This window comes from Candidatus Cloacimonas sp., from assembly GCA_035403355.1.
In the GTDB taxonomy this organism is placed as follows: domain Bacteria; phylum Cloacimonadota; class Cloacimonadia; order Cloacimonadales; family Cloacimonadaceae; genus Cloacimonas.
On the sequence record DAONFA010000019.1, the window covers coordinates 1 to 13,166 of the forward strand.

Consider the following 13,166-nt stretch of genomic DNA (forward strand, 5'->3'; position numbering starts at 1 on the left):
GTTTTTCTTCCGGCAATGCCGGTGTTTCTACCGGCGTTTCTGGCACGATAACGGGCGTAATTTCGGGCGTTGCTGGTGTTTCTGGGGTTGAAACGGGGATTTGTTCAGCCGGTTGTGAAACTTCCGTCTGTGGGGCTTGTGGGGCGTGATATCCATATTTCAAGAAGGTTTCGCCATTTCCATTGAAAACATCAAGGTCAAGCGGATTGATTCCTGCAACATTTCCATCATTCCAATACTGTTTTATCGCTACAAAAGCCCAAGGCGTTTTTTCTTCTTGAGGATTTTGTTTGTTGTCGAAATGAGCTAACCAAAGTCCATAATCGCCAGCGACAACATTAGCAAAATTATATTCAGTCAAATATGATTTATAACTGTAAAACAATGGCTTGTATCCGTTCATTCTTGCTTTTACAGTTTCAAGAAAACGGAAAGCCCAATCTCCGGAATCACCAGTCCAAGGTTTTTTGCTGTTTTTATTCTCTTCGAGATCGAGAATTAACAATTCGCCTTCTTGGGGAGTGCCTACAACATCGCAGAAATAATTTGCTTCTGCTTCCGGTTCATTGTATTGAGGATAGGCATAATGATAAAAGCCACGCAACAATCCGACACGCCTTGCTTCGTCTCGGTTTCTATCAAATTTGACATCACGATAACCTACTCCATAAGAAGATCGGATAAGAATAAAATCAAATGCTTCTTTTAAAGCATCGAAATTTACATCTCCCTGATGTTTTGAAATGTCGCAACCTTTTAGCATAATTTGCCTCCAATTTATATTTTTCTAGCGTTGATAATCCAATCAACAACCTTATCAAAAACGAACATTATCGCCATTCCCAGACCGGCAGCTAATCCAACATACCAAGCGAATCTTTGCTGTTTAACTTCAATTGAAATGATACGCTTATTGAATCCTTTTTGACAGTTAGCTTCTCTGTCTTTACCTTCCTTGATAGAACTTTCAATATTACCGGTTTTAGTGCGAATCTCGCCCATAAAAGTATAAATATCTTTTATCGTCTGCTCGTCTATTTCAGCCATAATATTTTTGCCCCTGCTTAATGTTTATTTTAATTTTATTGTAAAGCAGTCGGACTTTTTTTACAATTTATTGTTCTGCTTTGAAGGTTATCCCAGACATCGAAGCAAAAGTATTTGTTACATAAGCAGGGTTAACACCGCCGGAAGCATATATATTCCAACGAGCAGCTCCGTTTACACTACCGCCAACAACAATATTGTCTTCTGCTGGACGATAACCTGCCGGCAATCTGAACGCAACTCCGGTAGTATCATTGTCTGCAACAGTTCCGCTTCTTATTAAACCTTTCAAATGAACAAATCCTAGAGCATCTTTCATAAAAGCAGCGACAGCCCAACCAGAACCATAATTTTGCCAACCATTTTGAAAAGCAGGTTCTCCGTCAGCTCCCACTAAATGCCAATCTTCTTTCCCCGTTGTAACTTTATCGGTTTCTATCTTTTGAATTTGTTTTTTTATTTCGCTGATCGTCTTTGCTCCATTGACTGGAAAAGCGCCCAATTGCAAAACGGCTTTAGTGCGGTAAAGATCAACTGAAACAATTACCATATTATCATTGAATGTCTTACTTGTATTCTCGTCAAAGTTCAAAATTTGACAAGTTTGACCTGGTTCTATGCTTTCAATATCATATCCCTTTCCATCGCCTCTGCCGTTATTATCCAATATTTCAAGAACAGTATTTACAGTTAAATTTTTTAAATTTCCCAAGTTTCCAAGTCCTACATTGTCAGCCGTGTCTTGATCTGAAACTCTGTCATCAGAAAGAAATAAATATCTGTCATCAACTCCATCTTCTCCTGAAATTGAATCAGCATCTGAATAAATGTCTGTTTGATCTGCTCCAGCGCTATCTTTATGTTTGAATACGACAACATTCCTTGTCGGTTCCATTCCCTTGTCGGTATCAATTGAAGAAATATGTTTTTTATGAATGAATGTATGCGTTGCAGTAAGTGGTTTCGGTTTTAAATAAATAATATTATCAGCATCAATATAAAAATAAGTTCCCGCCGGAGCTGCCTGTTGGCATTGATTTAAAACATCAATAAAATACTTCATATCAAAAGTATATTTTAGGGTGTTGCCTGTGTCTTCAATAGAATCTGCCGTATAATTTACGATAGGATTTGTCGCATTGGCTCTGTAATAATCAATCGCCTTTTTAAAAACATCTGCTACTTCGGTTGTCTGTTCTTCGTCTTGAGTTCCTAGTCCATCAGCAGTTGAAGTTCTCAATAAAAATGTTGTTGCATCTGATCTTAAACCAGAAGTTGCAAGTTTTGAATTACCTCCCAAAGCAATAAATTGAACTTTTTCTTTTGTGCCTGATTTACTGATCTTATATTTTGACATCACCCCGTTATAAATTCTTTTTCCGATTGAACCGGTGTCACCATCTGAAACATAAATTTCAACTCGATTATTAGCTTTTACGACATATCCTTCATCAAAATCTTCAAATCTTCGGGGAATTGTAACTGTAATTTGACCAAGTCCGCTGTTTATCTGCTTCGGTATTTTATCAAAATCAAAATCTTTCGTTCCGTATGAGATTATAAACGCACCTTCTTCGCCAGGTTCATAAATTTTTAGCAGATAATCTTTATCCATTAAATAAATCTTTTTACATAATCAAAGAATAAATCAATATCCTGTGAACCGCTTATTGCAGAAAGATATGTTTTAAATAAGATATCTTCTGCTACTGATTCAGTATAAGCGCCTCCGCCGTTTGTGGAAATTTTGAGTTTTCCGGCGGGATAAATATCACCTCGCTTGCTTCTGATGTAATATCCATTGCTTGCATCAACTCCTGCCGCCGAAATTACAATCCAATACTTTGTGCCTAAAGTTTCTGCTAGAGCAGTTGAAAGACCAGCCAAAGCCCAAGCAAATTGATCTGTTGAAATATCTCCGGCTGTTATAGTAGTTGATTTTAGTTCAGTATTGGGAGCATCACCACTATCTGAATAAAGTTTGAGAGTTATATTGCCAGGTGTGCCAAATTTTCGTAGATCGAGCAGAACTCCAAACATATCATCATTAACGCCGGAAATATAACTTTGCGCCACTCTATGATTTGTATTAGCCAAAATACGAGCTGATTTGCAAGAAATAGACCAAGAATCAATATAAGGTTCAAGATATGCAGTTCCGGCTAGAACGGCTTTAATCATCAATCCGCTTCCGATTGTGGTAAATACTTTTTCCGTATCAAGAGTGATTGCTTGCCAATTTGAACCCCCGTCTATCGAGGCATAGTAAGTTATTGAACAACCTGTAGGGACTGTCTGCGTGGCACTCAATGTCAATGAAATTATCCCAAAACCGTCAAATGAATCTATACTTGCAATGATATTTCCCGAAGTAAGACATAGATGGGATGTTTTCATAACCTTGCTTATAAAAGTATATTGATACCTATCCCAAACCCCAAAATATAGATTACCTCCGGCTGCGTTTTTAATCGCTGATGCGGTAACGCCATATTGATAACTAAATTCTTCAAACATTTGGACGGCTGCCGAAACTGTGGAAGTGTCCCAAGTCCTCATATATGTTTTTGCCGTAAATTCACCTGTTTGAACATTAAAAATAATATAGAATTTTCCTGAATCGTAAATGACATCAAAAGAAGCGCCTGCACCACTAAACAAATCTACTGGAGAACCGAAAGCAGTTCCATTCCAAGAAACAGCATAGATATGACCTCCAGAATAATAAAAATAATAACAACCCAATGCTGATTCTACTAATTTACCGATATAACTAGTAGTAGCAGGGGTTGACCAACTTGTTCCGTTGTATTCTTTAATATTTGCCATTTATTTTATCCTTTCCCGCTATCATAAGTTGAAATTACTACTAATTTTCCGTCTCTGATAAACATTCCGTTTATAGCTGTATCCCCACCATAACCATTATTAGACCAAGAAGCGCCACCGTCAGTTGATTTGGCTAAAACGTCATAAATAGAACCTCCGCCAGCATTATAATTGAAGGCAACGAATATTCTTCCCGAACTATCAACTGCCACCAATGAAGGACCTGGAGAATTGGCAGGGGTTCCGACTAAACTATAAAAATTACCTGCTGTTTCACTTCCTACCGACCAAGTTTTTGTGCCTGAATTATAAGTTAGTTTTTTATATCTTCCGTAGAAAACGCCGGAAACATAGGTTATATAAACAATATGAATATCGTTATTGGTATCAATAAAATGCCTAGATTGATAATACTGATTCATTGTGCTTATTAAAGTTGTATAAGCATCAACTGTTCCAGCTAAGTTTGTCCAAATAATTCCGCCGTCAATTGATTTCTGCATATACAGAGTGCCACCACCTTGAGAAGTCCCGCTTGCTGGAACTAATCTATACAATGTTCCGTCAGTAGCAGCTCCTACGGCTGTCATTTCGTTGACTAATCCAGTAGAAGGAATCGTCTTTGGTCTAAATCCTAAATCAGCTACGCCGTCAGTTCCCCAATATCCTGTCGTGCTTGCGTCTCTATTTGTTGTCGAAGTAAATGCCTCTGTTTCAGCATCTGCACTTTCGTCTGAAACGCTTTGGTCAAGAATTGATTTATACATTTTGAAGCAAAAATCAGAATTAGGAACTGCAACCCAAGCATTATATTTTCTCATTGCTTCGCCGTCAGCATACGGATTTTTATTTGAGCAAAACCAATTGTAATAATTGTCTTCATCTGAATCAGGAGCATTGACCACAATCCAATATTTAGTTTCAGGTTCAAGCACCGGTTTTGTGTTAAATCCGTAAATCTCATAAATCCAAGAAGCCAAATCGTGAACATTATCTTTATCAATCGTTATTTCTGAATCATTAATGATCGTTCCGCTTGGAGCGGTTGAGTTATCTGTTTCAATCCTCAAACTGATATCGCCAGGTGTGCCGATCTTTTGAAGTAGTAACGCCAATCGTGGAATAACATTACTGATAGAATCGTCAGTCGTGAATGATTGCGCTAATTCTATTTGACCATAAAATGATTTTTTATTTACATTTTCGGTCTGATAATATTGTAAAACTGTTTCGCTAGGTGAATAAAAGTTGATTAGAACATCGTTTAATCCAACTACAAAGTCGGGGAAAACGCCGGAAAAATCAATATCATCTCCGTTTTTGCTTACTCGTAAATTTTCAGTATCAACAACAAATACATCGCCGTCAACAATGGTGTCATCTGAAATTTTAATTTCTTGACCGGTTGTGGCATTTATTATTTCGATTTCGGTCATTGCATTGGCTGTCGCAATTTCAATCCTGATCTTTGGCTTTGGTTTTGCCGTGCCAGCGAATAATATTGATTGAGAAAATAAATCATTTCCAAATCCTTCCGAAGTATGCGCATTTGTTTTAATCAAAGCGCCGGTTGAATCTGAATCAAGACCGAAAGGCGGGTTTGAGGCAATGTAACTGATCTGATAAATACAATCACCGCAATAATCATCGTCCCGTGTAATAGTGCAAGAAGAAGGATAGACAATAAATGTTCGGAATGCATCGCCAATCGGAACTATCAATTTTCCACCTTCGGCAAGGGCATTTAGTTTTAACTCATCAATGGCATCCTGTAATTCTTCGTAAGTATCAAATGCTAATTTTCCGGTAACAATTATTTTCTTCGGGGTAAAATTGCTATTTACAACAACGCTGTCGTCAGAGCCGGCGACTTCCGTAATGTCATTTTTCTTTTCAGTATTTTCATCGTGTCCAGTTTTTTCGATGAAATTCCATTCGGCTGAATCGAATTCATAAGAATTATATTTTAAATTAGCCATTGAATACTCCTTGATCTGCTAACTCGATTCCTCTATTTATGTCCATTCCTATTCTTTCGAGTGTTTTGCTTTCAGTATTATTTATTGTGTCAATATTTATATTGATTTTTTTAATTGAAGTATTGCCTCCACTATTCAAAATGCTTCTCGTGTCGCCTGTGTTGTAAACATTAGAGCCACGAGGCAAGGCAACTAATTCGGGACCGTTTTCGCCAACCATTGCTAAACCGCCGGCAAAATTCCTCACGCCAGTTGCAAAGCCAGGTATGCCTAGTTTTTTGAGAACAGAAGTGCCTACACTTTTTACCTTGTCAAAGTTAGCGATTAAATCTTTTACGGCGCTGATGACTAACCCAACGGGACCGAGCATTGCCCTGAAAGCATCGCTTGTATTCCAAATCCAACTACCGACAGCTTTAAATTTATCAATTATCCAAGTCGCTGCTTCAATTAAATTGGAAAATCCCACAACTAACATTTTTACGAATTGCGCCAATCCTATAATTGCGGCTACTAGGATAACACCGATTGCTTCTCCTAAGAATTTAAGAACTGGTAACAAGATAGGACCTACTTCTGTCCAAAGATCACGCAATGCCGGCAATAACTGATCTCTTATTACAACCCAAACGGAATTTATTGCGGGGAATATAAAATTTGTCCAAATTGAATACATTGTTTCGAGAACGGGTCTTAAAACATTTATTGTTTCTGTAACACCTCCGAAATGCTGTATCAATTGCTGAACCAGAAGCCCCAACGCTGCGCCCGCAATCAAAAAAGGTATAAGCGGAGCCATCACCGCCCAAACGCCCGTAGCCATACCGTAGAGAGCCGGTGTGAGACCTCCAATTATGATTCCGGCTATGACATAACCATTATCAGCAATCCATTGCATTTTTTCATTTAGCAATTTCATCATTCCGTCAGCGCCACCCATTGACTTCATCCAATTATCGAAAGCCAAAGCAAGAGGCATCAAATATGTTGTTATTGCCTGACCGACATTTTCCATAAAATCGCCGAAGTCATTTTTTAATCCGGTCATTACGCCTTGCGGGGTTTTGCGCAATTCTTCATTTACCTTGCCGTAATTCTGCGATAATACCTCGACCAATAAATTTGCTCTTTCGGTTTCATTTGAATTTTTAAGTTGTTCTTTCTGTGCATCTGAAAGAGTAACGCCGTATTTGCTCAATGCACCGATATTTCCGGTCATTACTTTACCAACCAAATTATTTATTGCGACCATATCTTCGGCGGTTGCATTGTGTCCTTTGAGTTGAGCAACCATATCAGTAATTTTTGGTGTCAATGTTTCAATCGTTTTTCCTTGTAACGAAAAAGTCGCCAGTTGAGACATACCGGCTTTGATGACATCATCTTCAATAACGCCAACGCTCTGCAATTGAGAAGCCAACTTTCCGAGAGCAGTGACATTGTCCATTGTGTTGCCTTTTACGGCAAGAAGGTTAGTAGCTAATTTTGTTTGAGCTTGGACTGATTCATTGTATGCTTGAACAGATTTTGCGCCGAAGGCGACAACGGCGGCACCGGCTGCGACTAATACTTCGGCAAATGCTTTTGAACCGGCTTCAGCTTTTTCTAAACTTTGTTTTACTTTATCGAGACCACTTTTAAGAGAGCCATTCGCTTTGTCAGCAACATCGGCTACCTGATTCATAGCTTTCAAGGTAGCGCTGGCATCTGATTTAAATTGAACTAGAGCTTCCCCTAATATCATTTTTTTCCTTTGGCATTCTTATTTCTCTAATATTGAATCGTGTTTTTTCTACTTGAGTTAATTCACTTACTCTTTTTACATTATATCGCTTTGTGCCTTTGGACAACAACTTATCCATTTCAGCAGGGTCTTTCGGGTGAATTATTGACAGTAGTTCTCTTAAATGAGTAGTCCTTCTTTGCTTAATTTTTTCTGAAAGTATTTTTATTTGATTGATCGGATAATTTTGCAAAAAATCTTGCAATCCTATTCCGTATTCACTCATAAATACATCCGCTAATTCAGCCGATAGATCATCAAAGTATTTAATCGCTTCCCGCACTGCCTCTCCGGTAGTTACTTGCTTGCTTTTACCATTGAGATTAGTTCTAAAAAATCGTTTTTTACCCCCATAATATCATTTTGAGAAATGAAGGTTTTTGCTATTGAAAGCAAAGTTTTTAAACTACAATTTTTATCAATGTTTTTTTTGTCTTCTTCTGTTTCTGCTCCGAGTAAAATGCAGACCATTTGAGTAACAATTTCGGGCGCTTTTTTCAACAGCGTTGATAGCATTTTGAGCATATCTTCCGATTTTTCTGTATCTACTTTTTTTAGATCAACATTTTCTTTATCAAGATCGAGCTTGTTGATTGATTCCGCTATTAACGACAAAAGCTCTCCAGTTTTACCTAGTCCTAGAGGGCTTTGTTCGTAGTTTATTTCGCCGATAATATAATTGACCGGCTTTGTTAAAAATTTTGCTTCTTTTTCCATAGTGATTACCTCACGATTTAATTTTTATATAGAGAGGAGAGCGGGAAACCCGCCCCCCTATTTTTTGTTATTCAGTCGGCATTTGGCGAACAAGTTGATGAGTTCTATCGCCTTTTGCTCTAGACATCAGCGTTAAGCCAGATAGTTTGACTTTGAGCGTGCTTTCCTTGTCTTTGTTGAATGGGATTTCTGTATCATTATCAACATAACCAGCATACAAGCAAGCAATCAAATATCCGCCGTCATCTTGTTCGGAAACAAGAGTGATAACTTTGGTAGCCACTACCGGATCGCCTCCGCCCGTGATTGTCGTTTTATTTGGGGTTGAAACTTCGTCAATGGTCAAAACACCGCCATTCATTACATTGATCATTTTTTCAAGATCAATTTCCTTCATTTCAAACTCGATTGAAGGTTCTTCGAATGTCTTTTTGACTTTGACATTTCCTAGTGCTTGCTGTGCGCTTACTTTAACTAGATTTTGTGCAACTTTAAATAATGCATCTCCTTCTGTAAAGCCGACATTCGTTCCGCCGGTTGAAGGAACGCCTGCGGTAACAGAAACAGCTTCACCGCTTGCTGGGAGAGTGCCACCTACATATATTTCAGCAGGTCCTATGTGCAATGCTTCTGGATCCATTTTTTTAATTCTCCTTAGTTAGTTTTATTAAATCTCTTTTCTTGATTTTATTATAGACCTTTTCGGACATTTCTGCCACATAGCCGTTTTCTTTATTGAATGTTGTCGGCTGTGAAGGATCACCGCAAATATATATGTGAGCCGGTCCCACATACTTTACGAGTATATTTTCTTCGATGATTTTTCTTTTAGCCATTTAAGAACCTCCATAAAATTATAGCATTGTTTTATTTAATTCGTGCAACCACACTATATCTTATAATAGTGTGCCATATTCCGGTTTCATTATCTCTCGCAGGCGGTTGAGTTACGCCTTCTTTTTGTGCTTGACCTGAAAATAGCAACCCGTCATATTCGATTTTAACGCCTTCTAATCTTTCGAGAATTAGTTGTTCTATTTCACCGGTTTCAAGCGATGTGCTTGAATTTGAGAAGATATTTACATCAAAATATGTTGATGCTTTGCTTTTTCCCGCCATTTTTAGAACTTGTTGCGGGTGATAAATCTTTTCGGCGCTTGTCCCGATGCCTATACGAGGATAACTGACTTCATTAAGATTGAATGATTGATTTTCAAAAACTCCGTTGGGCGCTTCAACTGTGTAACCCAACTTTGTCATAAGCGCCGTATCTTTGCGCAAGTGATCAATTATTGCCATTATTATTTGAATCATTTTTTGCTTTCTACCTCGTCACTAGCTTTTTTATAATAGTCACGATATTTATCAAGCGCTTCGTCAATGCCTTCAATAAGCGCCGGAAATAAATATGGATGTGGCGGTTGATACCTAGCCGGAATGTTTGCACTTTTTCCGAAAAAATTTCCTTTGCCGTCAGCGAGGACTTTTCTTGTCCTGACTTTTACTGTGTGGGCTTTTATTGTTCCGCCCAATTCCTGAATCGCTGAATATGGAAGGTTTGAGCCGTAAGTGCCGATAATCGTGTCGCCGTCCCTTTTTATTATTTGATTGTTAGGGTCAAGAACATCTCTGCGGAGTGCGCCGGTTTTATATCTTGCTTTTTTACTCGCCCTTTTCGCAAGCATCGAAATATTTTCTTTCGTTGCCTTCGCATTCCAATATCGCAAAATCTCAATAGCGCTTCGGGCGCTTTCCGCAATATCCTTGAATCCTTTTATTTCTATTCCTACCATTATTGCCCCTGTGTTTTCACGCAATCAACCTCGATGTGATGTTCCTGAATGCCCGCAAACGCTTGATTGACTGTCTTAATGAGGAAATGGTCAGTCCCGACAGTAAAACGATTCTGTGCGGCAATGTAGGGGTGATCTGATAGCTTTCCAATGACATAAATGCGTGAATTTACAACCGATTCCTGACCTTGCGGTTTATATTGTTCTGTTGCGCTCAACTGCCTAATTCTGCCTCGCAATGTTTCTTTCAATTGCCATTCACTAACAGAATTCGAAAGTCCGTCAAAAGAACTTATCGGTATTTCTAATTGCAATGATGTTGTCATTAAGCCGTCTAGCATTATGCTTCTTCCTCGAGTTCAGCAAGTCGAGTAGGTCCGCTTGCCGACATAATCGGAGGCGGTTCGATTTCGTAACCTGTTATTGAGCTGATACTCGAATTGTATTCTGATAATAGTTCTTTTTTCTTGCTCGCCCAATCATTTATATCAAAATTGGTGTAACTGTAATCAATAATATTCTCGCTTTTGACCAATTTTTGCACCAAAGGAAGCAACAAATATGAAGTCAGGGCAATCGTTGCGACTTTCAAGAACAAAAGATCATCGCTATCAGCCGTTTTAATTGCTTCGTAGTTTGTTACTCTTTTTTTGATTAGGGCTTCCGCTTTTTGGAGATACGATAATTTTTCGATTATTTCATCGGTAATAATATCGTCTGATACATTTCCAAGGCGCTGTCTGATCTCTTCGTAAAGATTAGTATCAATTATTGCGGGAGTAAAACTCATAATACTCCTTTTTATTTATTCTAAAGTTGGAATTTCGTCAACGGCAGGCAATTCATCACCGGCGTTCTCTGCCATATTTTCTTCTGCGACCTTATTCATCTCTGCTTCTTCGGTTTTGAGCGCTTCTGTTCTAGCTTGCTCAATTGCGGCGATTAACTTTGGCTTATTGCCGTAATCTTTTGGAATTAATTTTAAACCGATTGCGATTTGCTCAAGTTCCGGTCTTTTCATCTCGATCAATAGCTTTTCAGTTTTTGGTTCAATAACTTCTTCTTTTTCTTTCGGCTCTTCCACTTTTTCAACTTCTCCAACGATAACAATGCGACCTTTTTCAATCGCTTTTTTAATCTCAAAATTGTGTGCTACAACAAGTTCCTTGTCGCCTGTCAATCTTACGCAACCTCTCTTATTAAGAGAATTGTTTGCTTCTTTATGCTCTGGATTTTCAGCCCAAAACATTTCTTTCGGGTTAGCTAACTTGATTTTTACTTTCTCCATTTTTGACTCCTTGTTTTAACAATTTTTTAATAGTCCTTGCTACTTTATATTTTAATATTATACTTTTTCAAAACAAAAAGCGAGTAACCGAAGCCACCCGCTTTTTTATTTATTTGAAAAGATTGATTCTTTAGTTTGCTAGATCAAGTATTCTGGTAGCTTCGTTATACAACTTAGCGTAGCCGTTTACTTCGGTCAAAACGATTTCATTGAATTGAGAACTGATGATCTTATCTGTTTCTGTGATATTAGCACCGATCTCGGTTACTTCTTCAAGAGCAAATCGCTTGTCGCAAGCTGCTAAGGTGTCATCAGGAGCGCCGTTTAACAAGACCAATCTAACAGTTGTGAAAACGCCTTGTGCAAGCTGAACCTGCATTGGAGCGCCACCAACATACTGCGCTAGAGCCATCATCGGGTCAATGCCTGGGAATTGCATTGTCATTATCTGCAATAATGCTTCCTTGTTACCTACGACAGTTGTTCCCTGATATGGATAGAAGTTCATCAAGAAGCTAATCCAAGCTTTGTATGTCAATGAGCCGTTAGATGCGCTGTCAAGATCAGAAAGTTTGTCAACTGTAGCTGCATTGTCATTTCCGTCACCATTTATAAGAACGCTAACCGCTGCCGAACCCTTGTCTAGAGAAGTTTGAAGACCAATCATAGCCAAGTGAACACGAAGCAGATCAATTCTTACTCGGCGCAATGCCTCGTAGGTTGCCTTAATTCTGATACCGAACTTGTTTAGATTGATAGCGTTTTCGCTAGTTTTCAAGATTGCGGTTGGAACTTCTGAACCTTCTGCAACTCTCTTCATTCTAAACTTGGTTACATCGGACATATCAAGATAAATTGATTTGTAAACAGTAGCATCAATAGGAGTTCGGGCTGCGATCAATTCTCCGGTGATATCCTGCTCAACTCTTGCAGCTCTCATTTCCCTGTTCAAAAACTCTGGAAATAGGAACTGTGATTGAGGTTGATCTGATGCATAAAAGTTTTCAATCTTATCTGCAAAGATCCCTTTTTCAGGAATTGATTTTGTCCTGATGCCACGAACAGCAAGTTGTCTCTCAAAAGCATCAAGTGAATCGGCTTCGTCCGAAGGATCAATCGTTTCCAAATGAGCTGATAGGGAACGACCTTCCTTGAAAGCATCCTTGTAGAGATCAAGCCCTAATTCGACTTTTTTTGTTCTCTCTTCAAGTTCTTTTCTGGTATAAACTCTTTTATTCTTTTCGTTCATTGTAGTTTAATCCTATTTTTTATATTAGTTGATTATAATTTGAAAGTAACCAATTTATTTGTAGTGTCGACCGAAACTACAATGTTTGTGCTGACGTTGTTGCTTGTTGCGATTTGAACTTTTCCGTCACCATCGCATTCAACTGATTCGCCAAGCGTAGGAGCTGAACCGCTATACTCGATTGTCAAGTAACCAGCATCAGCTACGGAAACAATCCCGTCGCTTTCATACTTTTTAACTTGACCAACTAACTTATCACCTGCATCACCTTTTCCAACAGTTGCATTGTCAACCATTGTAACGGCTGCGCCGGTGTTGCTATCTCCGCCGGTTGGGGCGTCATTTGCTGTTAAACCAGTAGATTTGAAGCTTGTTAAATGGAGACCAATTTCTTCAAATGATACTTCTGCTCTTGGATCGCTCATTTTAGTTTCTCCTTAGATTATTAGATTTGTTAAATTTATTGTAACACTTTTTATTT

At 38.5% G+C, this 13,166-nt stretch carries 17 protein-coding genes; all 17 read right to left on the minus strand.

All coding sequences use genetic code 11. The annotated features are described in order from the left end of the window. The coding region (locus tag PLE33_05760) for a GH25 family lysozyme (GenBank protein HPS60750.1) at positions 1 to 763 on the minus strand (763 nt) is incomplete at its 3' end. Positions 764 to 777: 14 nt separating this feature from the next. Next, positions 778 to 1,047, minus strand: coding sequence for a hypothetical protein (locus tag PLE33_05765; protein ID HPS60751.1), 270 nt, complete (start codon positions 1,045 to 1,047; stop codon positions 778 to 780). A 67-nt stretch (positions 1,048 to 1,114) separates the two neighbouring features. Further along, positions 1,115 to 2,662: a hypothetical protein gene (locus PLE33_05770; GenBank protein ID HPS60752.1), complete on the minus strand. Its 1,548-nt coding sequence runs from the start codon at positions 2,660 to 2,662 to the stop codon at positions 1,115 to 1,117. After that, complete coding sequence (locus PLE33_05775; GenBank protein ID HPS60753.1) at positions 2,662 to 3,876, minus strand: hypothetical protein; 1,215 nt, start codon at positions 3,874 to 3,876, stop codon at positions 2,662 to 2,664. Before PLE33_05775 ends, PLE33_05770 begins: the two co-directional genes overlap by 1 nt. Before the next feature lie 5 nt (positions 3,877 to 3,881). Further along, positions 3,882 to 5,855 (minus strand): hypothetical protein, encoded by a 1,974-nt coding sequence (locus PLE33_05780; protein ID HPS60754.1) that lies wholly within the window; start codon positions 5,853 to 5,855, stop codon positions 3,882 to 3,884. Then, positions 5,848 to 7,599 carry a hypothetical protein gene (locus PLE33_05785; GenBank protein HPS60755.1) on the minus strand — a complete coding sequence of 584 codons (1,752 nt, stop codon included), beginning with the start codon at positions 7,597 to 7,599 and terminating at the stop codon, positions 5,848 to 5,850. The genes PLE33_05780 and PLE33_05785 overlap by 8 nt, the downstream gene beginning before the upstream one ends. Continuing rightward, positions 7,568 to 7,921: a hypothetical protein gene (locus PLE33_05790; protein ID HPS60756.1), complete on the minus strand. Its 354-nt coding sequence runs from the start codon at positions 7,919 to 7,921 to the stop codon at positions 7,568 to 7,570. The genes PLE33_05785 and PLE33_05790 overlap by 32 nt, the downstream gene beginning before the upstream one ends. A gap of 14 nt (positions 7,922 to 7,935) precedes the next feature. Then, on the minus strand, positions 7,936 to 8,355 hold the full coding sequence (locus PLE33_05795) for a hypothetical protein (protein HPS60757.1): 420 nt from the start codon (positions 8,353 to 8,355) through the stop codon (positions 7,936 to 7,938). 67 nt (positions 8,356 to 8,422) lie between these two features. After that, entirely contained in the window at positions 8,423 to 8,995 is a 573-nt protein-coding gene (locus tag PLE33_05800; protein ID HPS60758.1) for a hypothetical protein, read from the minus strand. A gap of 4 nt (positions 8,996 to 8,999) precedes the next feature. Next, positions 9,000 to 9,191: a hypothetical protein gene (locus PLE33_05805; GenBank protein HPS60759.1), complete on the minus strand. Its 192-nt coding sequence runs from the start codon at positions 9,189 to 9,191 to the stop codon at positions 9,000 to 9,002. A 31-nt stretch (positions 9,192 to 9,222) separates the two neighbouring features. Then, entirely contained in the window at positions 9,223 to 9,654 is a 432-nt protein-coding gene (locus tag PLE33_05810) for a hypothetical protein (GenBank protein ID HPS60760.1), read from the minus strand. Positions 9,655 to 9,665: 11 nt separating this feature from the next. After that, on the minus strand, positions 9,666 to 10,148 hold the full coding sequence (locus tag PLE33_05815; GenBank protein HPS60761.1) for a hypothetical protein: 483 nt from the start codon (positions 10,146 to 10,148) through the stop codon (positions 9,666 to 9,668). Beyond that, positions 10,148 to 10,489 (minus strand): hypothetical protein, encoded by a 342-nt coding sequence (locus PLE33_05820; protein ID HPS60762.1) that lies wholly within the window; start codon positions 10,487 to 10,489, stop codon positions 10,148 to 10,150. Before PLE33_05820 ends, PLE33_05815 begins: the two co-directional genes overlap by 1 nt. Beyond that, positions 10,489 to 10,938 (minus strand): hypothetical protein, encoded by a 450-nt coding sequence (locus tag PLE33_05825; protein ID HPS60763.1) that lies wholly within the window; start codon positions 10,936 to 10,938, stop codon positions 10,489 to 10,491. The genes PLE33_05820 and PLE33_05825 overlap by 1 nt, the downstream gene beginning before the upstream one ends. 15 nt (positions 10,939 to 10,953) lie before the next feature. Next, entirely contained in the window at positions 10,954 to 11,436 is a 483-nt protein-coding gene (locus tag PLE33_05830) for a hypothetical protein (GenBank protein ID HPS60764.1), read from the minus strand. A 130-nt stretch (positions 11,437 to 11,566) separates the two neighbouring features. Continuing rightward, entirely contained in the window at positions 11,567 to 12,685 is a 1,119-nt protein-coding gene (locus PLE33_05835; protein ID HPS60765.1) for a hypothetical protein, read from the minus strand. A 32-nt stretch (positions 12,686 to 12,717) separates the two neighbouring features. After that, positions 12,718 to 13,110, minus strand: a complete 393-nt coding sequence (locus tag PLE33_05840) for a hypothetical protein (protein ID HPS60766.1) — start codon at positions 13,108 to 13,110, stop codon at positions 12,718 to 12,720. Positions 13,111 to 13,166 lie beyond the last annotated feature (56 nt).